We start from the raw sequence: 20,721 nt of genomic DNA on the forward strand, positions 1-20,721 counted from the left end.
GCGCCCCCCTTCCCGGCGCGATGTCCGCCCCGGCGCGCCGGGACCGGCAGCCCGCCTTCGGCCCCGCCCCGGCCGGACCCGATCCCTCAGCGCCGCCCCTCGCGCAGCCAGGCGCCGAGGCTGAGAGCGGCGGCGAGCAGCAGCATCGCCCAGGCCGGGGCCAGCGGCGTGATGCGCAGATCGGCGGTCAGGTAGGCGCCGCGCGGGGTGATCCCGATCCAGCCCCGGCCCGCCGCCAGCCGCCCCTCGCGCACGGTGCGGATGTCGGGCAGCCCGGCCTGCATCGCCACGATGCCGCCCCGCGTCGGCTCGACCACCGGGGCCAGCAGCGTGCCGGTGGCGATGGTCTGCTCGAATTCGCGCGGTGCCGCCGGGCCCAGCGCGATCACCGTTTCCAGGTCCTCATCGGTCAGCCGGTAAAGCCCGATCTCGGGCCCCTGATAGGTTGCCTGGAACCGGCCCGGCGCGGTTTCCTGCAGATCCAGCGTCTCGGTCTCGCCATCGGGGCGGGTGATCTCGACGCCGCGCGCGCCTTCGGACAGCGAGCGGCGGGTGATCGTCATGGTCTGGCCCTCGGCGGCGGCGCCCAGCGATTCCTCTTCGAGGTCGGGTTCCTTCATCATCCAGTGCGCGAGCCGGCGCAGCAGTTCCATCTGCGGCCCGCCGCCCTCGAAGCCGCGATTCCACAGCCAGGCGTGATCCGAGGCCATCAGCGCCACGCGCCCCTCGCCCACCCGGTCGAGCAGCAGAAGCGGCCGCGCGCCGGGGCCGGACATCACCGCCTGGCCGCCTCCGGCCTCCAGTTCGATCAGGCGGAACCAGCGGCCCCAGGGGCCGTCCGCCTCGGCCTCCAGCCCCTCGGTCACGGGGTGGCGCTGGCCCAGTTCGGTGATCTCGGGGCGGAAGCCCTCTTCGAGGACCCGCGCCGTGGGCGCGGCGGGCAGGATCTGGGCCAGGGGCGAGCGGTAGAGCGAATCCGCGCTGGCGAATTCGGGGCCGGCCGCGATCAGCACCGCGCCGCCCTTTTCGACATAGTCGCGCACATTCTCGAGATAGAGCCCGGGCAGGATGCCGCGCCGCCGGTAGCGGTCGAAGATGATGAGGTCGAACTCGTCGATCTTGTCGAGGAACAGCTCGCGCGTGGGAAAGGCGATCAGCGAGAGTTCCGACACCGGCACGCCGTCATGCTTGTCGGGCGGTCTGAGGATCGTGAAATGGACGAGGTCCACGGAACTGTCCGATTTCAGCAGATTGCGCCAGGTCCGTTCGCCCGCATGCGGCTCGCCCGAGACCAGCAGGACGCGCAGCCGGTCGCGCACGCCGTTGATCTGGACCACGGCGGCATTGTTGCGGTCGGTCAGTTCGCCCTCTTCGAGCGCCACCGAGAACTGGATCACGTTGCGCCCGGCATGGTCGAGCACCAGCGGCACCGCGATATCCTGGTTCAGCGGCACCGTGTAGCTTTGCGCGGGGCCGCCGTCGATGGCCACCCGGACCTGTGTCGTCTGGCCGAGCGTGGCGGGCACCGCGCCCTGATCCTCGATCCGCAGCGTCAGCGTCACCTCCTCGCCGAGGATCGCGAAGGCGGGGGCGTTGCGCACCACCAGCCGCCTGTCCCAGTCGTCGCGCTGCCCGGTCAGCAGCGCGTGCAGCGGCGCGGCCATGGGCGGCGCGCGGTCCAGATCGTGCACCTGCCCGTCGGTCAGCAGGATCGCGCCCGCCAGCCGGGCGCGCGGCACCTCGGCCAGCGCGGCGGCCAGCGCGGTCATCAGAAGCGTGCCCTCGTTGCCCTCGCCATCGCCGATGCGGAGGATGCGCAGCTCGGTATTCTCCAGCGCCGCGATCTCGGCCTCGATCCGGGCGATGGCGGCGGCGGTCTGTTCGGGGCGGTCGGCAAGGCGCTGGCTGGCGCTGTCATCGACCACCAGAACCACGATGTCCGACAGCGGGTTGCGTTCCTCGGTCTGGAGCGCGGGATTGACCAGCGCCGCCAGGATCGCCACTGCGGCCAGGCCCCGCAGCCACCAGCCCGCCAGCCCGCGCCACAGGGCAAGGCCGGTGATCGCGACGGCCAGGGCCGTCAGCATCCAGACCAGCGGCCAGGGGATCAGCGGATCGAGGATCACGTTGCCCGTCATTGTCCCAGCCTGTCCAGAAGTGCGGGCACATGGACCTGGTCGGATTTGTAGTTGCCGGTCAGCACATGCATGATCAGGTTGACGCCGAAGCGATAGGCGATTTCCCGTTGCCGTTCGCCCGCATAGCCGCGGCCCACCGGGAACATCGCGCCGCCCTGCGCATCCACCGCCCAGGCCGCGGCCCAGTCATTGCCGCCGATCACCACCGGCGTCACCCCGTCATTGAGGTCGCGGAACGGCATCCCCTCGGCCTGTTCGGCATCCGCGGGGGCGGCCTCGACCCAGACTTCGCGGCTGGTGTGGCGGCCGGGGAAATCCTGCAACAGGTAGAAGGTGCGCGTCAGCACATGATCGGCGGGCAGGGGTTCCAGCGGCGGCACGTCCAGCGGCCGCGCCAGTTGCTGGAGCCGCCGCCCCTCGGGCGAGGCGCCGCCGAAGCGGGCGACGTCGGCGTCGCGGGTGTCGAACAGGATCATGCCGCCGGTCCGCAGGTAGCGGTTCAGCCGGGCATAGGCTTCGGGCGAGGGGATCGGCTGGGCCGCCGTCACCGGCCAGTAGAGGAAGGGAAAGAACGACAGCTCGTCGGTTTCGAGGTTCACCGCGATCGGGTCCGCCGGTTCGATCGAGGTGCGCTGGATCAGCTTCTGCGACAGCCCCCAGAGCCCGGCGCGCGCCACCTCGTCCACCCGGGCATCGCCGGTCAGCACATGGGCCAGCACCACCTGGGTCGTGGCCCGAAGCGCCAGGTCGTCCACCTGCGCCTCGGCGCCCCGGGGCAGCATCAGCGCCAGCACGAGGACCGCAGCCGCGCCCGAGCGTTGCCCGCGCAGCCGCCCCGACAGCCACAGGGACGCCAGGATGTCGGCGGCCAGGATCGCCAGCGCGGCCGTCAGAACCCAGCCCTTGAGCAGGGTTTCGCGCGCGACGGCCAGCCCCTCGACCGGGATGCGCGCGGGCCATGTCGTGGGGGTCAGGGCGGTGTCGGGGCCGATCACGTTCAGCGCGAGCCACCGATCCTCGCCGGCATACAGCCCGGGCGGAAGGTCGGGGGCGGGGCGTGCCTCGGCCAGTCGTTCGCCGGGGATGCCGGGCAGATTGCCCGCCTCGCCCGCCTCGCCGAAGCCGTCGAGAACGGTTTCGGCAACCCAGGTCGTGCCGCGCAGCTCGTCCGCCTCGGGCCGGGCGGGGCGGGTCGAGACCGCCAGACGTTCCAGCATCTGCACGAACAGGCCCGAAAGCGGCAGTGTGGACCATTCCGCATTGGCGGTGACATGGAACAGAACCACCTGCCCGTCCTCCAGCCGCTTGCGCGTGACCAGCGGCGTGCCGTCGGCCAGCGCCGCGATCGCGCGTTCGGCCAGTTGCGGATCGGGCTGGGCCATGACCTGTGCGGTGACCTGCACATCGCCGGGGATCGTCAGCCCGAAGAAGGGCGAGGTTTCGGCGAAGGGGCGCAGCGCCTTGGGCTCGCCCCAGCTCATCGCGCCGCCCACGGTCCGCCCGCCTGCGCGCAGCCGCACCGGCATCAGCGGATCCTCGGCATCGCGGCTGATATACGAGGCGGCCAGCCGGGGCCCGGCAAAGCGCACCAGAAGCCCGCCGCGCTCGACCCAGTCCTGCAACGCCTCGGCCTCGGCGGCGGAGAGGGTCGCGACATCGGCCAGCACGATCACATCGGGGCTGGCGAGGATGATGTCGGCCAGCGCGCCGTCGATCAGGTCGGCGGTCGGGTCCAGCGCCTTTTGCAGGTAGAACAGCGGCGAGAGCAGTTGCAGCCCCTCGCGGTCGTCGCGCCCGGCGATCAGCGCCACGCGCCGCCGTTTCAGGCTGTCATCGGTCAGGCTGACCGCACCGGCGGAGCGCACGCCCTCGATGGCGAAGCGGCTGATCCGGTTGCGCAATTCGGGCGGCAGGACGAGGTCCGCCGTCACCTCGGCGGCGCCCGGTTCGAAACCGGCAGGCACCCGCGCCAGCACCCGTTCCACGCCCGCCGGATCGCGCCCCGTCGCGGCCAGCGTGATCTCGGAGGTCTCTCCCGGCCCGGCGCGCAGCGCGGTCAGCCTTATCGCGCCATCCTCGAAGATCGCGGGGCGCAGCGCCAGAACCGGGCGCGGGCTTTCGAAGACGCGCAGGGTTCCCGCCGCCTCGAAGCGCGCGATGAGGTCGCGCCGCCCCTCGTAGTCCAGCCCGCCCGACATCCAGAACGTGTCGAAGCCGCCCTCCAGCGCCCCGGCCCAGTCCGACAGCGCCGCCGGATCGGGCAGCCAGGCCGCGGGTTTCAGCCCGGCCAGACGGCTGGCCCATGCCTCGGCCGACTGGAGGGGAAGCCCCGCCTCGGGCAGGGCCGTCGCCTGCACCACCGCCACGGGCCGCCCGTCGCGCCCGGCCTCGTCCAGAAGCGCCGCGACCCGGTCGATCCGGCGCGGCCAGTCGCGCGCATCGGCCCATGTGCCGTCGATGAACACCAGGAGCGGCCCCTGTCCCGGCTGACGCTCCTGCGGGTTCAGGACGGGGCCTGCGAAGCCCAGGATCAGCGCCGCCACCGCCAGCATGCGCAGCAGCAACAGCCACCAGGGCGTCTTGTCGGTCTGGGTCTCGTCATCGGTCAGGCCGAGCAGCAGCGCGACGCCGGGAAACCGCCGCCGGATCGGCGCGGGCGGCACGGCGCGCAGCAAAAACCACAGCGCGGGCAGCGCCAGCAGCGCCCAAAGGAGCACGGGCGCGGTGAAGCCGATGCCGCCCAGCGTCCACATCAATGCACCCGTTCTAGCGCGCGAAAGAGCCAGAGCAGCGAGCCCTGCGCCGACTCGCCGGTGTGATGGGTCGAGAAATGCCAGCCCGTCGCGCGGGCCAGATCGGCCAGCCGCGCCTTGCGCATCGCCAGCCGGTCCAGGTAGCGGCCGCGCAGATCGCCCGCCTTGAGCGTTTCATGGCGCAGGCTGCCGCCCATGCTTTCGAAGATCGTGCGGCCGTCGAAGGGGAACGCCTCTTCCACGGGGTCGAGGATCTGCAACATCGCGCCCTTCACGCCCTTGTCGGCGGCCTCGGTCAGGGCGCGCTCGACCGGGGCGGGGTCGCCGAGGAAATCCGACAGGAACACGGCGCGGGAATGGGGCGGCATGCCGCGCGCGTCGGGGGCGCCGTAATCCTCGGCGGCGGGATCGCCGCTGAGTGCCTCGGCGATGTGCAGGAGTTGCAACGGACCGCGCCGCGCGGGCAGGCCGGTGCCCGAAAGCCCCACCCGCTCGCCGCCCCGGTTCAGCAGGACCGAAATGGCCAGCGCAAGGACGCGGGCGCGCTCGGCCTTGGCGGGGCGGGTCTTTGCCCCGGAAAACCCCATCGACGCCGAGCCGTCCACCCAGAGCAGCACGCTTTGCGCCGCCTGCCATTCGCGTTCGCGCACGAAATGGGCATCCGACCGCCCGGAGCGGCGCCAGTCGATCATCCGCGCCTCGTCGCCCGCATGGGCCGGGCGGTATTGCCAGAACTCGTCGCCCGTGCCTGCCCGCCTGCGCCCGTGCTCGCCCAGCAGCACCGCCTGCGCCAGATGCTCGGCATCGGCCAGAAGCGGCGGCAGCGCGGCCGCCAGCCCCTCGGCCCGGGCGCGGAGGGCGGCGGGATCGCTCACGCCGCGGCCTCGACCCGCAGGGTCTGGCGCGCGACGGCCTCGATCACGTCGGGCAGGCTTTCGCCGCGCGCCCGCGCCGCGAAGCTCAGCGCCATGCGATGGGTCAGCACCGGGGCGGCCATCTTGAGCACGTCATCGGCGGAGGGCACCAGCCGTCCCTCCAGCAGGGCCTGCGCGCGCACCGTCAGCATCAGCGCCTGCGCCGCCCGCGGACCCGGCCCCCAGGCCACGGCATCGCGCACGATCTGCGGCGCCTCGGGTTCGCCCGGACGGCAGGCGCGCACCAGATCGAGGATCAGTTCGACCACCGTTTCGCCCACCGGCATCCGGCGGACGAGTTTCTGCGCGGCGATCAGCTGGTCGGCGCTGAACACCTCATGCGCGGCTTCCTCCTCGACGCCGGTGGTGGCGATCAGGATGTCATGCTCGGTCCTGCGGTCGGGATAGGGCACGTCGATCTGGACAAGGAAGCGGTCAAGCTGCGCCTCGGGCAGCGGATAGGTGCCCTCCTGCTCGATCGGGTTCTGGGTGGCCAGAACGTGGAAGGGCGGTTTCAGCGGATGGGCGGCGCCCGCGATGGTGACCGATTTCTCCTGCATCGCCTGCAACAGCGCGGATTGCGTGCGGGGGCTGGCGCGGTTGATCTCGTCGGCCATCAGAAGCTGGCAGAAGATCGGCCCCTCGATGAAGCGGAAGGCGCGGGAGCCGTCCTCGCCGGTTTCCAGCACCTCGGAGCCGAGGATGTCGGCGGGCATCAGGTCGGGGGTGAACTGGATGCGCGCGCCATGCAGGCCCATGACCGTGGACAGCGTGTCCACCAGCCGCGTCTTGCCCAGCCCCGGCAGACCGATCAGCAACCCGTGGCCGCCGCACAGAAGCGCCGAAAGCGTCAGGTCCACGACCCGTTCCTGGCCGATGAACCGCTTGGTGATGCTGGTCTTGGCCTCGGCCAGCCGCACGCCCAGCGCCTCGATCTCGGCCACCAGTTGGGTCTCGTCGGACATGACATCTCTCCCTGCGATGCTATATGGGCCAGTATCGTCACATATCGCCCGCGTCACAAATGGCAAAAACCGAAGCGCCACAAATGATCGTGAAACCCGATGCCGACAGGCTGGCCGCCACGGCCAGCGCGGCGGCGCGCGAGGGGAAGCTGCCGCCGGTCGAGATGTGGAACCCGCCCTTCTGCGGGGATATCGACATGCGGATCGCGCGCGACGGGACCTGGTTCTACCTTGGCACGCCGATCGGACGGGCGCCGCTGGTGCGGCTGTTCTCGACCATCCTGAAACGCGAGGGCGCGCGGTACTTCCTGGTCACGCCGGTCGAGAAGGTGGGGATTACGGTCGAGGATGCCCCGTTTGTCGCCGTCGATTTCGAGCGGACGGGCGAGGGTGCCGGCCAGGTCCTGACCTTTGTCACCAATGTCGGCGACCGGGTTGCGGCCGGGCCGGATCATCCGATCCGCGTCACCCGCGATGCCGGGACCGGCGAGCCCGCGCCCTATGTTCATGTCCGCAGCGGGCTGGAGGCGCGGATCGACCGCAAGAGCTTTTACCGGCTGGTCGAGATCGGCACGACCGAAGCGCATGAGGGCGCGGACTGGTTCGGGCTGCGCTCGGGCGGGGCGTTCTTCCCCGTGATCCCTGCGGCCGAGCTGCCCTGAGCGCTGCCCGGGGCTTGCGCGGCGCCCGGCCCGCCGTCAATGCGCCGCCGCCCAGTTCGCCCCCTGCCCGGCATCGACCACCAGCGGCACATCCAGCTTGACCGCGGGCATCGCCGCCCCCTCCATCACATCGCGCACGCGGGCGATCACGTCCTCGGCGGCGTTCTCGTCCACCTCGAAGACCAGTTCGTCATGGACCTGCAACAGCATCCGCGCGGGCAGACCGTCCAGCGCGGCGGGCATCCGGATCATGGCGCGGCGGATGATGTCGGCCGCCGTGCCCTGGATCGGCGCGTTGATCGCGGCGCGCTGGGCAAAGCCCGCCTGCGGCCCCTTGGCGCCGATTTCTGGGGTGTGGATCCTGCGCCCGAACAGGGTCTGGACATGGCCCTTGGCCCTGGCGAAGGCGACGGTTTCGCTCATGTAGTCCTTGATGCCCGGGAAACGCTCGAAATAGCGGTCGATGAAGCCCTGCGCCTCGCTGCGCGGGATGCGCAACTGGCGGGCAAGGCCGAAGCCCGAGATGCCGTAGATCACCCCGAAATTGATCGCCTTGGCGCGGCGCCGGATCTCGGGCGTCATCTGGTCGAGCGGCACGTCGAACATTTCGGAGGCGGTCATGGCGTGGATGTCCTGGCCCTCGCGAAACGCCTGTTTCAGCGCGTCGATGCCGGCGACATGGGCAAGGATGCGCAGCTCGATCTGGCTGTAATCGAGGCTGACCAGAAGCTTGCCCGTATCGGCGACGAACGCCTCGCGGATGCGGCGGCCGTCTTCGGAGCGGACGGGGATGTTCTGAAGGTTCGGGTCGGTCGAGGCCAGCCGCCCCGTCACCGCGCCGGTGATGACGTAGGAGGTATGCACCCGGCCCGTTTCGGGGTGGATATGGTCCTGAAGCGCATCGGTATAGGTCGATTTCAGCTTGGCGATCTGGCGCCAGTCCAGCACGCGGGCGGGCAGGTCGTGGCCTTCGGCGGCAAGGTCTTCCAGCACGTCGGCGCCGGTGGCATAGGCGCCGGTCTTGCCCTTCTTGCCGCCCGCAAGGCTCATCTTGTCGAACAGGATCTCGCCCAGCTGCTTGGGCGAGCCGACATTGAATTTCTCGCCTGCCAGGTCATGGATCTCGGCCTCCAGCCCCGCCATCTTCTGGGCGAAGGCGTTGGACATGCGGCTGAGGGTGTCGCGGTCGACCTTGATGCCGGTCATCTCCATCTCGGCCAGCACGGGGACCAGCGGGCGTTCCAGCGTCTCGTAGACGGTCGTCACGCGCGCCCGGTGCAGTTGCGGCTTGAAAAGCTGCGCCAGCCGCAGGGTGATGTCGGCATCCTCGGCGGCGTATTTCACCGCCTCGTCGATCGGCACGCGGTCGAAGGTGATCTGGGATTTCCCCGTGCCCAGGAGCGACTTGATCGGGATCGGGCTGTGGTCGAGATAGCGTTCGGACAGAGCGTCCATCCCGTGGCCGTGCAGCCCGGCATTCATCGCGTAGGACATCAGCATCGTGTCGTCGATGGGTGCGACCGCGATGCCATGGCGGGCCAGCACCTTGGCGTCGTATTTCATGTTCTGGCCGATCTTCATCACGGCCGGGTCTTCGAGCAGCGGCTTGAGCAGCGCCAGCGCCTCGGAAAGCGGCATCTGCCCCTCGGCCAGCGCATCCGCGCCGAACAGGTCGCCCCCGCCGGTCTTGTGGCCCAGCGGGATGTAACAGGCCCGCCCCGGTGCGACCGCCAGCGAGATGCCGACCAGATCGCAGCGCATCTCGTCCAGGCCGGTGGTCTCGGTATCGACGGCCACCCAGCCCTGCGCATTCGCGGCCTCGATCCAGACCCGCAGCGCCGCGGCGTCGCGCACGCATTCATAGGTTTCGGGCGTGAAGGGCAGCCGTGCGGGGGCCGCGGCATCCGCGGCCGGGGCGGGTTCGGCGGCGGGCGGTTCCATCCCCAGCGCGTCGGCGATGCGCCGGGTCAGCGTGCGGAACTCCATCTGCGTGAGGAAGTCCATCAGGGTGGCGGGATCGGGCGCGCGCACCTCCAGATCGTCCAGCGTCACCTCCAGCGGCATCGCGGCGTCCAGCGTCACCAGCCGTTTCGACAGTTCGATCTGCGCGCGATGCTCGATCAGCGTCTGGCGGCGCTTGGGCTGGGGGATGTCCTCGGCGCGGTCCAGCAGCGTTTCCAGATCGCCATATTCCTGGATCAGGAGCGCGGCGGTCTTGATCCCGATACCCGGCGCGCCGGGGATGTTGTCGACCGAATCGCCCGCCAGCGCCTGCACGTCCACGACCCGGTCCGGGCCGACGCCGAACTTCTCCTCGACCTCCTCGACGCCGATGCGCTTGCCCTTCATCGCGTCCAGCATCTCGACGCCATTGCCGACAAGCTGCATCAGGTCCTTGTCGGAACTGATGATCGTCACCCGCCCCCCGGCCTCGACCGCCCTACGGGTCAGGGTGGCGATGATGTCGTCGGCCTCGAACCCCTCCTGTTCCAGGCAGGCGATGTTGAAGGCGCGCGTCGCCTCGCGGGTCAGCGGGATCTGCGGGCGCAGGTCGGCGGGCATCTCGTCCCGGTTGGCCTTGTAGAGGTCGTAAAGATCGTTGCGGAAGGTGTGGCTGCCCTTGTCGAAGACCACGGCCACATGGGTCGGCGCATCCGGCCCCGCGTTGTCCTGGACGTATTTGTGGATCATGTTGCAGAAGCCCGAGACCGCGCCGATCGGCAGCCCGTCGGATTTCCGCGTCAAGGGGGGCAGCGCGTGGAAGGCGCGGAAGATGAAGGCCGAGCCGTCGATCAGGTGCAGGTGGCAGCCCTTGCCGAATGTCGTGCCCATGTCCGTGTCCCCCTTGGCGGTGCGCTCCGGTCTTGCCATGACGGCGCGCGCTTCGCCAGCCTTCAGGCGCAGGGGGCGGTCGCGGCCTCGGCGGCCTCCAGCGCGATCAGGCGGTCCAGATCGGCGGCCTCGATCCGGCCCAGAACGGCGGTGCGGCCCACCACCAGCGCGGGCGTGCCGAAAAAGCCGAACAGATCCGCAAGGCCCCGGCTGGTCGCCAGTTGCCGGTCGATCCCGGGCGCGTCCATGTCGGTCCGCAGCCGCGCGCCATCGAGCCCCAGCGCATCGGCCAGCCGCGCCAGTGCCTCGGGCGTGGGCAAGATGCGACCGCCCGAGATCCGCGCGTGAAGCGCGGGCCCCGCGCCCTGTTCCGCCGCGGCCAGCACCGCGCGCGCGGCCATGACCGACGCCTCGCCCAGCAGGGGCAATTCGTGCCATGCGAGCCGGATCGAGGGAACAGCCCCCCCGGCGCGTTCGCGCAGCAAGGGGGTCATCACCCGGCACCAGGTGCAGCGGACATCGGTGAAATAGGCCACCGGCACGGCACCCGTGCCGACCGCGCCCCCGAACAGATGCCCGCACAGCCCGTCGCGCAGCGTCTCGGGCGCCGGGCGGGGCGGGGCGTCCCCCAGCCCGATCAGGATCGGCGAACCGGCCGAAACCGCGCCCGTGTCAAGCCGCCGGAAGCCCGGCAGGCCCGCGACCGGCGCGAATTCGAAACCGGGCGGAAAGGCCCGCCGCCACAGCCCCGGACCCGAGGCGATGGCCCCATAGGCCAGCGCGATGCCGCCCAGCCACAACAGGTTGCGCCGCAGCCGCCCGCGTGGGTCAGGCGCGCTCATCCCAGGCTGTCGGCAAAGCTCTCGTGAACGAACCGCTTGTCGCAATAGCCGCAATCGACAAAGCCCGTCTCGTGCGGGATCACCAGCCAGACGCGGGGATGGCCCAGCGCGGGGCCGCAGCCATCGCAGGCCACGCGCCACTGGCTGACGATCTCGGTCTCGGGGGCGTCGATCGCGCGCGGGTCGCGGGTGGCATGTGTGGTCATCTCTGGGCTCCGCTCGTTGCCGGGGCGACGGGGTCGCGTTAACTCGGGGGGCATGATAGCGAGGACCGGGGCACGGGCAAGCGGCAGAGGCGCACAGATGGGCGAAAACGCGATCGAGATCGAAGGGCTGACCAAGACCTATGCCGCCAGCGGCGGCCAGCCCCCGAAACCGGCGCTGAAGGGGGTGGATCTGGCGATCCCGGCAGGCTCGATCTTCGGGTTGCTGGGGCCGAACGGCGCGGGCAAGTCCACGCTGATCAACATCCTGGCCGGTCTGGTGTTGAAGACCGGCGGAAAGGTGCGGATCTGGGGGTTCGATCAGGACGTGAACCCGCGCCAGTCGCGCGCGGCCATCGGCGTCATGCCGCAGGAACTGAACATCGACCCGTTCTTTACCCCCCGCGCCGCGCTGGAAATGCAGGCGGGGCTGTATGGCGTGCCGAAATCGCAGCGCATCACCGACCGCATCCTTAAGGCCATCGGGCTGGAGGACAAGGCCGATGCCTATGCCCGCAACCTGTCGGGCGGGATGCGGCGGCGTCTGCTGCTGGGCAAGGCGCTGGTGCATCGTCCGCAGGTTCTGGTGCTGGACGAGCCGACCGCGGGCGTCGATATCGAGCTGCGCCAGATGCTGTGGACCAATATCCGCCGGTTGAACGAGGAACAGGGCACCACGATCATCCTGACCACGCATTACCTGGAAGAGGCCGAGCAGATGTGCGCGGAGATCGCGATCATCAACCATGGCGAGGTGATCGCGCGGGATTCCACCGCGGCGCTGATCGGACGGATGGATGCCAAGACGCTGGTGATCCATCCCGAAGCGCCGGTGAGCGCGCCCCCCGCGATGCCGCCCGGCGTCGAAGCCAGCCTGCGCCGCGACGGCGCGCTGTGCTTCACCTATCGCCGCCGCGAGATCCCCACGGGCGCCGTGATCGAGGCGGTGCGCGATGCGGGCATCACGATCCGCGACATCGCGACCGAGGAACCCAACCTCGAGGACGTCTTCGTGGAACTGACCTCGGCCAAGGGCGCGGCGTGAGCCGGGTGATCCTGTTCAACAAGCCCTGGGGGGTTCTGTCGCAATTCACCGACGCGGGCGGCGGCCACCGGACGCTGGCCGAGTTCATCGACATCCCCGGCATCTATCCCGCCGGGCGTCTGGACCGCGACAGCGAGGGATTGCTGGTGCTGACCGATGACGGGCGGTTGCAGGCCCGCATCGCCGATCCGCGCCACAAGTTGGCCAAGACCTATCTGGTGCAGGTCGAGGGGATTCCGTCCGACGCCGCACTTGAGGCGCTGGCCCGGGGGGTGACGCTGAAGGACGGGCCGACCCGGCCCGCCCGCGTGCGCCGGATCGAGGGCGATCCGCCCGGGCTGTGGCCGCGGACGCCGCCGGTGCGGTTTCGCAAGTCGGTGCCCGATTGCTGGATCGAACTGACGATCACCGAGGGCCGCAACCGCCAGGTGCGCCGGATGACCGCGTCGGTGGGCCACCCCACGCTGCGGCTGATCCGCTGGCAGGTCGGCGACTGGACGCTGGTGGGGCTGGAGAGCGGGGCGTGGCGCGCGGCCTGAAGACCGGCCCGTGCCGCGCTATTGCCGGTTGCTGGTCGAGGCGGTCTCGCTCAGGCCCGCGGTGGCGGCCTTTTCGGCCAGCACCTCGGCGCGGGGGCGCCAGGCATATTTCCGGTCCTCCGGCGTGCGCGCCCAGAACAGGTCGCCCCCCGTCCGCCACGGGTCGAGCACCACGCCCGCCTGCATCGGATCGCCCTTTCGGCTGAGGATCACCGTGGAATGGTCGATCCGGAACAGCCGCTCGCCGGGCGAGATGGCGCGGTGCAATTGCAGCGTGCGGAACCCTTCCTGGGCCAGGCGGGCCTCCATGTCCTCGGCCCAGTGATAGCACAGGCCCCGGTCGCGCAGGCCCATGTTGACCTTGGTGTTATGCACCAGCGGCGGGTCGGTCACGCGGTAGTCGCGCGCCAGCTGGCGGGCATGGGCATGCGCGATCTCGGCGGCGCGGGCGGCCTCGGCGGGGTCGATGCCGGGGCCCAGATCCTGGATCGTGCGCGCCAGCGCCGTGACCTCGGCGGGATCGGGCGGGGGCAGGCTGTCCCGTCCCGGGGGGGCGGCGGCGCAGCCGGCCAGCGCGAGGGCGGCCACAAGGATCGGCGCGGCGAGGGGGGAACGGGTTCTGGTCACGGGCGCTCCGTCGGGTCGATGGCGTTGGTCACTGGCTAGCCCGGCTCTGCCCGTCTGTCGAGCGGTCCTCATGGCGCGCCCTCGCCGAGCAGCGCCCGGCGCGAGTTCGAGGCGAATTCGCGCCGCCAGAGCACCCAGGTCGTCAGCGCGGTGGCCGCGATCATCGGCAGCGGCCCCAGCAGCCAGGCCAGCCCGCAAAGCGCGAAATAGAGCGAGCGCATGCCCCGGTTGAAGCTGCGCGCGGCGGTGATGTTGATCTCGGCGGCCTGGGCTGCGCGGGGCAGGGCGGCCGCGTCCTCGGGCTCGTTCGGGACCGCGGCCATGATGACCGCGCAATAGCCGAACAGCCGGTGCGACCAGACGAATTTCAGGAAGGCATTGGCGACGAAGAGCAGGATGGAGAGGATCTTCAGTTCCCACACGATGGCGGGGGCGGCGTCCAGCGTCAGATCCTCGGCCAGGCCAAGCAGCCGCTCGGTATTGCCGATCAGCGCGAGTCCCGCACCTATGATGATCATCGCGGCCGAGGCGAAGAAGGTGGTGCCCTGGCGCAGGGTGGACAGGATGGTGGCGTCGAAGATGCGCGGCTGGCGGGTCACGAGCTGGCGCATCCATTCCCGCCGGTAGCCCGACATCAGCACCGAGACCGAGGGGCGGGCCGCCGAGGAATGCTCGATTCGCCAGCCGATCCAGAGCCAGGCCGCGATCCACAGTCCGAGGGCCGCGGCATCCAGCGCCGTGAACATTGCGATCCGGTCGAGCAGTTCCATGGGCGCGAGCCTAGACGCAGGGGAAAGCGCTTGTCAGCGCGGAATATTGGTTATAATTTCTTACCAATAAGGGAGGAACGCCGATGGATATGCCCGTGCCGAATGCCGCGGTCATCGCGAAGAAGGAGCATGTGGTGGCCCGTCTGGCCGAGGTGCTGGGCGAGGGCGCGGTGATCCACGATCCGGCCGAAACGCGCGCCTATGAATGCGACGCGCTGGCCGCCTATCGCTGCCCGCCGATGGCGGCGGTCCTGCCCGGCTCGACCGCGGAGGTCGCGGCCGTGCTGCGCATCTGCCACGAGGAGGGCGTGCCGGTGGTCCCGCGCGGGTCGGGCACGTCGCTGGCGGGCGGCGCGATGCCGACGGCGGACTCCGTGATCCTGGGCGTGGCGCGGCTGAACAGGGTGCTGGAGGTCGATTACGACAACCGCGTCATCCGGGTCGAGGCCGGGCGCACCAATCTGAGCGTGACCGGCGCGGTCGAGGCGGATGGCTTCTTCTACGCGCCCGATCCCTCGTCGCAGCTGGCCTGCGCCATCGCGGGCAATATCGCGATGAATTCGGGGGGCGCGCATTGCCTGAAATACGGGGTGACCACCAACAACCTTCTGGGCGTGACGCTGGTGACGATGGACGGCACCGTGGTCGAGATCGGCGGGGCCTATATGGATGCGGGCGGCTATGATTGGCTGGGGGTGATCTGCGGATCCGAGGGGCAACTGGGCGTGGTGACCGAGGCGACGCTGCGCATCCTGCCCAGACCCGAGGGGGCGCGGCCCGTGCTGATGGGGTTCGACAGTTCCGAAGTGGCGGGGGCCTGTGTCGCGGACATCATCAAGGCGGGCGTGCTGCCCGTGGCGATCGAGTTCATGGACCGCCCCTGCATCCGCGCGACCGAGGCCTTTGCCGGCGCGGGCTATCCCGATTGCGAGGCGCTGCTGATCGTCGAGGTCGAGGGCAGCCCGGCCGAGATCGACGAGCAGCTGGGCCTGATCAAGCAGATCGCCCGCAGGCATGATCCGGTCGAACTGCGCGAAAGCGGGTCCGAGGCGGAAAGTGCGGCGATCTGGAAGGGGCGGAAATCGGCCTTTGGCGCGATGGGGCAACTGGGCGATTACATGTGCCTTGACGGGACGATCCCGGTCTCGGCGCTGCCCCATGTGCTGCGCCGGATCGGCGAGATGTCGGCCGAGTTCGGGCTGGGCGTGGCCAACGTGTTCCATGCGGGGGACGGCAACATGCACCCGCTGATCCTGTTCGACGCCAACACGCCGGGCGATCTGGAGCGTTGCGAGGCGTTCGGGGCGGCGATCCTGAAGCTCTGCGTCGAGGTGGGCGGCTGCCTGACTGGCGAGCATGGGGTGGGCATCGAGAAGCGCGACCTGATGGGGGTGCAGTTCGACCCCGTGGACCTGGAAGCCCAGATGCGGGTGAAGGACGTGTTCGATCCCGGCTGGCTGCTGAACCCGGCCAAGGTCTTTCCGCTGGAGGCGAGCGCGGGGCGGCGGGCGGGTTAGGGGGCTTTCCGCCCCCTCTTGCCCTGCGGGCAATTCACCCCCGAGGATATTTGGAGCCAGAAGAAGCATGATGAGACCGGGGACGGAAGCGGAGCTGGCCGAGGCGGTGGCGGCGGCGGCCGGGCCGTTGCGCATTCTGGGCGGGGGCACGCGGCCGGTGGGGCGGCCGGTCGAGGGCGAGGCGCTGTCGGTGGCGGGGCTGTCGGGGGTGGTGCTTTACGAGCCGGGCGCGTTGACGCTGGTGGTGCGCGCGGGCACGCCGCTGGAGGAGGTCGAGCGGGTGCTGGCCGGTGAGGGGCAGCGGCTGGCCTTCGAACCGATGGATCACCGGGTGCTCCTGGGCGGTTCGGGCGTGCCGACCATCGGGGGCGTGGTGGCGGGCAATGTCTCGGGGCCGCGGCGGGTGCAGGCGGGGGCCTGTCGCGACAGCCTGATAGGGGTGCGCTTCGTCGACGGGCGGGGCGCGGTGATCCGCAACGGGGGCCGCGTGATGAAGAATGTCACGGGCTATGACCTGGTCAAGCTGATGGCGGGCAGCCGGGGCACGCTGGGGGTGTTGAGCGAGGTGGCCTTCAAGCTGTTGCCGGTGCCCGAGAGTGTCGCGACCGTCACGCTGCACGGGGCGGATGGCGCGCGGGCCTTCGAGGCGATGACGCGGGCGATGAAGAGCCCCTTCGAGGTTTCGGGGGCGGCGTGGCTGCCGGGGAAGGGTGAGGTGCATCTGCGGCTGGAGGGCTTCGCGGGGTCGGTGGCCTATCGCGCGGGGCGGTTGCGGGCGCTGCTGGCCGGTCCGGGCGAGGTGACGGTCGAGACCGGGGCCGAGGCGAATGCGCGGCTGTGGCGGGCGATCCGGGATGTCGAGGCGCTGGCCGGGCACGCCTTTGTCTGGCGGGTGTCGATGGCGCCCGGCGCGATGCGGGCGGGGCTGCGGGCCGATCTGGACCGGACGGCGCGGTTCGACCGGGTGGTGGACTGGGCCGGGGGCCTGTGCTGGATCGGGATGACCGAGGCGCAGGCGGCGGATTATGCGCCGCGCTTCGGGGCGGCGGATGCGGTTGCGGGGGCGATCCGGTTCCATCGCGACCTGCAGGCGGAAATGGCCGATCCGGAACTGGGCGGCGGCCATGCGACGCTGGTCAAGGGGCCGGAGGCGTTGCGTGCCGCGGTGCCGGTGTTCCAGCCCGAGCTGGCGCCGCTGGCGGCGCTCGCGCGGGGGCTGAGGGCGCAGTTCGATCCGCGCGGCATTCTGAACCCCGGGCTGATGGGCTAGCGCGATGCAGACGCATTTCACCGAAGACCAGTTGCGCGATCCCGGCATCGCGCGGGCGAACGAGATCCTGCGCGCCTGTGTGCATTGCGGGTTCTGCACCGCGACCTGCCCGACCTATCAGGTTCTGGGCGACGAATTGGACAGCCCGCGGGGGCGGATTTACCTCATCAAGGACATGCTGGAGAATGACCGGCCGGCGGATGAGAAGACGGTCAGGCATATCGACCGCTGCCTGTCCTGCCTGGCCTGCATGACGACCTGCCCCTCGGGTGTGCATTACATGCATCTGGTCGATCACGCCCGCGCGCATATCGAGCGGACCTATCGACGCCCGCTGACTGACCGGGCGCTGCGCTGGATGGTGGCGAAGACGCTGCCCTATCCGGCGCGGTTCCGGATCGCGATGCGGCTGGCGAAGCTGGGGCGGCCGGTGGCGGCCTTGCTGCCCGATGCGCGGATCAAGGCCATGATGGCGATGGTGCCCGCGCGCCTGCCGAAGCGCAGCCCGAATGACCGGCCGCAGGTCTTTGCCGCAATCGGGGCGCGGCGGATGCGGGTGGCGCTGTTGACGGGCTGCGCGCAGCGGGTGCTGGATACCGATATCAACGACGCGACCATCAGGCTGCTCCGGCGGCTGGGTTGCGAGGTGGTGATCGCGCGGGGGATGGGCTGTTGCGGGGCGCTGACCCATCACATGGGGCGGGTGGGGGACAGCCACGCGATGGCGGCGCGCGCGATCCGGGCCTGGAGCGCCGAGATCGCGGGCGAGGGGCTGGATGCGATCGTGGTCAATACCAGCGGTTGCGGGACGACGATCAAGGATTACGGCCACATGTTCGCGGGCGATCCGCTGGAGGCCGAGGCGCGGGCCGTGGCGGCGCGCGCGCTGGACATTTCCGAACTGGTCGAGCGGCTGGGCCTGCCCGAGGGGCGCGGCGGGTTGCGGGTGGCCTATCACGCGGCCTGTTCATTGCAGCATGGCCAGCAGGTGAAGGCCGCGCCCAAGGCGCTGTTGCAGCGCGCGGGGTTCGAGGTGGTGGAGCCTGCGGATGCGCATCTGTGCTGTGGCTCGGCGGGCACCTACAACCTGTTGCAGCCCGCGATCTCGGCCGAGTTGAAGGCGCGCAAGGTCCGGACGCTGGAGGCGCGGGATCCGCAGGTGATCGCCACGGGCAATATCGGCTGCATGATGCAGATCGGCTCGGGCACCGGGGTTCCGGTGGTCCATACGGTCGAGTTGCTGGACTGGGCGACGGGCGGGCCGCGGCCGCGGGCGCTGGGCGCGGACCAGGGGGTGCGGCCATAATCCTGCCCCGGGCGGGTGCTATCGCGGTTCCATGGCGGGACCGTTCGGACATATCGCGGCGCTGGCCGGGCTTTTGCTGGCGCTGGGCGCGGGGATCGCGGCGGCGCAGGACGGGACATTGCGCGCGCTGGAAAGCTGCGACGCCTCGAAGGACTGGCGCGCGGTCGGGCGGATCGAGATCGGCGGGCGCGGCTTCTGCACCGGGGCGCTGATCGCGCCGGATCTGGTGCTGACCGCGGCGCATTGCCTGTTCGACAGGGCGAGCGGGCTGCCGGTGGAGCCGTCCGGGCTGGAATTCCGGGCGGGCTGGCGCAATGGCCGGGCCGAAGCCTATCGCAAGGTGCGCCGCGGCGTCGTTCATCCCGATTACCGCTATGACGCGCCGGACGACATCGCGCGCGTGTCCCATGATCTGGCGCTGTTGCAACTGGACCAGGCGATCCGGCTGCCGGGGCTGCATCCCTTCGAGACCGGGGATCGGCCGCGCATGGGGGCGGCGGTGGGCGTGGTGTCCTATGCCCAGGGCCGGTCCGAGGCCCCCTCGCTGCAGGAGGTCTGCCATGTGCTGGCCTTGCAGCCGGGCGTCCTGATGCTGTCCTGCGAGGTGGATTTCGGGGCCTCGGGCGCGCCGGTCTTCCGGATCGAGGATGGCGTGGCGCGGATCGTGTCCGTCGTGTCGGCCAAGGCCGAGCTGGCCGCGCGGCCGGTGGCGCTGGGCACGGCGCTGGGCGCGTCGCTGGAGCTGTTGCAGGGCCGGCTTGCGGCGGGCGAGGGCGTGATCGGCGCGGCCGGGGCGGCGCCGCGCTTCGGGCAGGGCGGCGCGCGCGCGAGTGGCGGCGCGCGGTTCGTAAGGCCCTGAGCGATGCGGTGCCCCCGGCTTTCCCTGGCTCTGATGCTGGCGCTGGTCGCGTTTCCGGCGCTGGGCGATACCGGGCTCAGGCGGCTGGGCCAGCGCGCCGAACTGCTGGGCTGGGAGGCGGTGGGCCGGCTTGACCATGCGGCGGGCGCGTTCTGCACCGGGGTTCTGGTCGCGCCCGACCTGGTGCTGACCGCGGCGCATTGCCTGTTCGACGGTCAGGGCCAGCGCGTGGATCCGCGCGGGCTGACCTTTCGTGCGGGGCTGAGCGAGGGGGCCGCCATCGCCGAGGTCGCCGGACGCCGGGCGGTGATCCATGAGGGCTATCGCCCGGACGAGGGCGACGCGCTGGCGCGGCTGGGGGCGGATGCGGCGCTGGTTCAACTGGCCGAGCCGATCCCGGCGGGCGTGGCCGCGCCCTTCGTGGCGGGGCGCGCGGTGGGGCGTGGCGGCGCGGTCAGCGTGGTCTCCTATGCCCGCGGGCGCGAGGAGGCGCTGTCCTGGCAGCCGGGCTGCACCGTGCTGGACCGCGGGGCGGGGGTCTATGCGTTTTCCTGCGATGTGTGGTTCGGCTCGTCCGGGGCGCCGGTCTTCGAGACCTCGTCGGGCCGGGCGCGGATCGTGTCCATCGTGTCGGGCGGCCTCCGCGAGGATGGGCGCAGCATCGCCTATGGCCCCGATGCGGGCGCGGCGCTGGACGCGCTGGCCGCGGCGCTGCGCGCGGGGCGGGGCGTCTTCCCCCGGGAGGGGGTCGATGCCCGCCGCCTGCCCGTGGCCGGGAGCGATGGCACGCGCGGCGAGATCGGGGCGCGCTTCGTCCGGCCCTGAGCGCGGCCCGGGGGTTCTTGACAGCCCCCGGCGGGCTTCCCAGATCCCGGTTCGCGGGTGCCGACAGGGCCCGCGTGATCGCCCGTCCCGACGAGGGGGAGGGCATTCCTTGCATCGCTCAGAAGAGGATGACAGACATGCGACACTATGATTTCGGACCGCTTTACCGCGCCACCGTGGGCTTTGACCGGGTGGCCGACATGATGGACCGGCTGCTGGCCAGCGAAATGGGCCAGCCGGGCTATCCGCCCTACAATATCGAGAAGACCGGCGAGCATGGCTATCGCATCTCGATCGCGGTGGCGGGCTTTGGCGCCGACGATCTGTCGGTCGAGGTCAAGGAAAACGCGCTGGTGATCGCGGGCCGCAAGGCGCCCGAACCCGACGGGCGCAGCTTCCTGCATCGCGGCATCGCGACCCGGGCCTTCGAGCGGCGCTTTGCGCTGGCCGATCATGTGCGGGTGACGGGGGCCAGCCATGTGGACGGGATGCTGCATGTGGACCTGGTGCGCGAGGTGCCCGAGGCGCTGAAGCCCCGCCGCATCGAGATCGCGGCGGCGGGCGCCCGTGCGATCCCGGCGCAGGCGCCGGCCGAGGAGGCGCAGACGGCCGGGTAGGTCCGGCCATCGCCGACCGATGAGAAGACCGGCGCGC

At 70.9% G+C, this 20,721-nt stretch carries 18 protein-coding genes; 9 read left to right on the forward strand and 9 right to left on the reverse strand.

Translation table 11 applies throughout. The annotated features are described in order from the left end of the window. Window positions 1–86 precede the first annotated feature (86 nt). The 4 genes from NHN26_RS02295 to NHN26_RS02310 are packed head-to-tail and all read right to left on the reverse strand — an operon-like array spanning window position 87 to window position 6,770. Window positions 87–2,138: a hypothetical protein gene (locus tag NHN26_RS02295; protein ID WP_253087895.1), complete on the reverse strand. Its 2,052-nt coding sequence runs from the start codon at window positions 2,136–2,138 to the stop codon at window positions 87–89. Then, the gene (locus tag NHN26_RS02300; protein ID WP_253087896.1) at window positions 2,135–4,891 is read right to left on the reverse strand and encodes a DUF4159 domain-containing protein; all 2,757 of its coding nucleotides are present in this window, start codon (window positions 4,889–4,891) and stop codon (window positions 2,135–2,137) included. Before NHN26_RS02300 ends, NHN26_RS02295 begins: the two co-directional genes overlap by 4 nt. Beyond that, a complete protein-coding gene (locus NHN26_RS02305) occupies window positions 4,891–5,766 on the reverse strand; it encodes a DUF58 domain-containing protein (protein WP_253087897.1) in 876 nt (291 codons plus the stop codon). Before NHN26_RS02305 ends, NHN26_RS02300 begins: the two co-directional genes overlap by 1 nt. Next, a complete protein-coding gene (locus NHN26_RS02310) occupies window positions 5,763–6,770 on the reverse strand; it encodes an AAA family ATPase (RefSeq protein WP_253087898.1) in 1,008 nt (335 codons plus the stop codon). Before NHN26_RS02310 ends, NHN26_RS02305 begins: the two co-directional genes overlap by 4 nt. A gap of 59 nt (window positions 6,771–6,829) precedes the next feature. Between NHN26_RS02310 and NHN26_RS02315 the strand changes: the two genes are divergently transcribed. Next, a complete protein-coding gene (locus NHN26_RS02315; RefSeq protein WP_253087899.1) occupies window positions 6,830–7,432 on the forward strand; it encodes a DUF1285 domain-containing protein in 603 nt (200 codons plus the stop codon). A gap of 36 nt (window positions 7,433–7,468) precedes the next feature. Here the strand turns inward: NHN26_RS02315 and polA are convergent, their stop codons facing one another. The 3 genes from polA to NHN26_RS02330 form a co-directional block, all read right to left on the reverse strand. Next, the gene (gene polA, locus NHN26_RS02320) at window positions 7,469–10,264 is read right to left on the reverse strand and encodes a DNA polymerase I (protein ID WP_253087900.1); all 2,796 of its coding nucleotides are present in this window, start codon (window positions 10,262–10,264) and stop codon (window positions 7,469–7,471) included. A 62-nt stretch (window positions 10,265–10,326) separates the two neighbouring features. After that, entirely contained in the window at window positions 10,327–11,106 is a 780-nt protein-coding gene (locus NHN26_RS02325; RefSeq protein ID WP_253087901.1) for a DsbA family protein, read from the reverse strand. After that, window positions 11,103–11,312, reverse strand: a complete 210-nt coding sequence (locus NHN26_RS02330; protein ID WP_253087902.1) for a zinc-finger domain-containing protein — start codon at window positions 11,310–11,312, stop codon at window positions 11,103–11,105. Before NHN26_RS02330 ends, NHN26_RS02325 begins: the two co-directional genes overlap by 4 nt. A 97-nt stretch (window positions 11,313–11,409) precedes the next feature. Between NHN26_RS02330 and NHN26_RS02335 the strand changes: the two genes are divergently transcribed. Beyond that, entirely contained in the window at window positions 11,410–12,354 is a 945-nt protein-coding gene (locus NHN26_RS02335) for an ABC transporter ATP-binding protein (protein ID WP_253087903.1), read from the forward strand. Then, a complete protein-coding gene (locus tag NHN26_RS02340; RefSeq protein WP_253087904.1) occupies window positions 12,351–12,893 on the forward strand; it encodes a pseudouridine synthase in 543 nt (180 codons plus the stop codon). Before NHN26_RS02335 ends, NHN26_RS02340 begins: the two co-directional genes overlap by 4 nt. 18 nt (window positions 12,894–12,911) lie before the next feature. On the opposite strand, the gene NHN26_RS02345 is transcribed toward NHN26_RS02340, so the two are convergent. Together NHN26_RS02345 and NHN26_RS02350 are read right to left on the reverse strand one after the other, a co-directional pair. Continuing rightward, window positions 12,912–13,520: a hypothetical protein gene (locus tag NHN26_RS02345; RefSeq protein WP_253087905.1), complete on the reverse strand. Its 609-nt coding sequence runs from the start codon at window positions 13,518–13,520 to the stop codon at window positions 12,912–12,914. 68 nt (window positions 13,521–13,588) lie between these two features. Continuing rightward, window positions 13,589–14,290 (reverse strand): DUF599 domain-containing protein, encoded by a 702-nt coding sequence (locus NHN26_RS02350; protein ID WP_253087906.1) that lies wholly within the window; start codon window positions 14,288–14,290, stop codon window positions 13,589–13,591. 83 nt (window positions 14,291–14,373) lie between these two features. Between NHN26_RS02350 and NHN26_RS02355 the strand changes: the two genes are divergently transcribed. The 6 genes from NHN26_RS02355 to NHN26_RS02380 all read left to right on the forward strand — a co-directional run bounded on the left by NHN26_RS02355 (window position 14,374) and on the right by NHN26_RS02380 (window position 20,684). Then, complete coding sequence (locus NHN26_RS02355; RefSeq protein ID WP_253087907.1) at window positions 14,374–15,807, forward strand: FAD-linked oxidase C-terminal domain-containing protein; 1,434 nt, start codon at window positions 14,374–14,376, stop codon at window positions 15,805–15,807. Between the two features lie 70 nt (window positions 15,808–15,877). Continuing rightward, the gene (locus NHN26_RS02360; RefSeq protein ID WP_253087908.1) at window positions 15,878–17,077 is read left to right on the forward strand and encodes an FAD-binding protein; all 1,200 of its coding nucleotides are present in this window, start codon (window positions 15,878–15,880) and stop codon (window positions 17,075–17,077) included. A 4-nt stretch (window positions 17,078–17,081) separates the two neighbouring features. Continuing rightward, entirely contained in the window at window positions 17,082–18,383 is a 1,302-nt protein-coding gene (gene glcF, locus NHN26_RS02365; protein ID WP_253087909.1) for a glycolate oxidase subunit GlcF, read from the forward strand. Between the two features lie 31 nt (window positions 18,384–18,414). Next, window positions 18,415–19,242 (forward strand): trypsin-like serine peptidase, encoded by an 828-nt coding sequence (locus NHN26_RS02370; RefSeq protein WP_253087910.1) that lies wholly within the window; start codon window positions 18,415–18,417, stop codon window positions 19,240–19,242. A 33-nt stretch (window positions 19,243–19,275) separates the two neighbouring features. Beyond that, window positions 19,276–20,067 (forward strand): trypsin-like serine peptidase, encoded by a 792-nt coding sequence (locus tag NHN26_RS02375; RefSeq protein ID WP_253087911.1) that lies wholly within the window; start codon window positions 19,276–19,278, stop codon window positions 20,065–20,067. A 137-nt stretch (window positions 20,068–20,204) separates the two neighbouring features. Further along, window positions 20,205–20,684, forward strand: coding sequence for an Hsp20 family protein (locus NHN26_RS02380; protein ID WP_253087912.1), 480 nt, complete (start codon window positions 20,205–20,207; stop codon window positions 20,682–20,684). Window positions 20,685–20,721 lie beyond the last annotated feature (37 nt).

It is taken from the genome of Rhodovulum tesquicola (assembly GCF_024128855.1).
GTDB classification, from domain to species: domain Bacteria; phylum Pseudomonadota; class Alphaproteobacteria; order Rhodobacterales; family Rhodobacteraceae; genus Rhodovulum; species Rhodovulum tesquicola.

What these genes read in the sequence shown, in the direction of transcription:
- NHN26_RS02295 (WP_253087895.1), bottom strand. Translation starts at nt 2,138, where the DNA reads ATGACGGGCAACGTGATCCTCGATCCGCTGATCCCCTGGCCGCTGGTC.
- NHN26_RS02300 (WP_253087896.1), bottom strand. Translation starts at nt 4,891, where the DNA reads ATGTGGACGCTGGGCGGCATCGGCTTCACCGCGCCCGTGCTCCTTTGG.
- NHN26_RS02310 (WP_253087898.1), bottom strand. Translation starts at nt 6,770, where the DNA reads ATGTCCGACGAGACCCAACTGGTGGCCGAGATCGAGGCGCTGGGCGTG.
- NHN26_RS02315 (WP_253087899.1), top strand. Translation starts at nt 6,830, where the DNA reads ATGGCAAAAACCGAAGCGCCACAAATGATCGTGAAACCCGATGCCGAC.
- polA (WP_253087900.1), bottom strand. Translation starts at nt 10,264, where the DNA reads ATGGGCACGACATTCGGCAAGGGCTGCCACCTGCACCTGATCGACGGC.
- NHN26_RS02325 (WP_253087901.1), bottom strand. Translation starts at nt 11,106, where the DNA reads ATGAGCGCGCCTGACCCACGCGGGCGGCTGCGGCGCAACCTGTTGTGG.
- NHN26_RS02330 (WP_253087902.1), bottom strand. Translation starts at nt 11,312, where the DNA reads ATGACCACACATGCCACCCGCGACCCGCGCGCGATCGACGCCCCCGAG.
- NHN26_RS02335 (WP_253087903.1), top strand. Translation starts at nt 11,410, where the DNA reads ATGGGCGAAAACGCGATCGAGATCGAAGGGCTGACCAAGACCTATGCC.
- NHN26_RS02350 (WP_253087906.1), bottom strand. Translation starts at nt 14,290, where the DNA reads ATGGAACTGCTCGACCGGATCGCAATGTTCACGGCGCTGGATGCCGCG.
- NHN26_RS02355 (WP_253087907.1), top strand. Translation starts at nt 14,374, where the DNA reads ATGGATATGCCCGTGCCGAATGCCGCGGTCATCGCGAAGAAGGAGCAT.
- NHN26_RS02360 (WP_253087908.1), top strand. Translation starts at nt 15,878, where the DNA reads ATGAGACCGGGGACGGAAGCGGAGCTGGCCGAGGCGGTGGCGGCGGCG.
- glcF (WP_253087909.1), top strand. Translation starts at nt 17,082, where the DNA reads ATGCAGACGCATTTCACCGAAGACCAGTTGCGCGATCCCGGCATCGCG.
- NHN26_RS02370 (WP_253087910.1), top strand. Translation starts at nt 18,415, where the DNA reads ATGGCGGGACCGTTCGGACATATCGCGGCGCTGGCCGGGCTTTTGCTG.
- NHN26_RS02375 (WP_253087911.1), top strand. Translation starts at nt 19,276, where the DNA reads ATGCTGGCGCTGGTCGCGTTTCCGGCGCTGGGCGATACCGGGCTCAGG.
- NHN26_RS02380 (WP_253087912.1), top strand. Translation starts at nt 20,205, where the DNA reads ATGCGACACTATGATTTCGGACCGCTTTACCGCGCCACCGTGGGCTTT.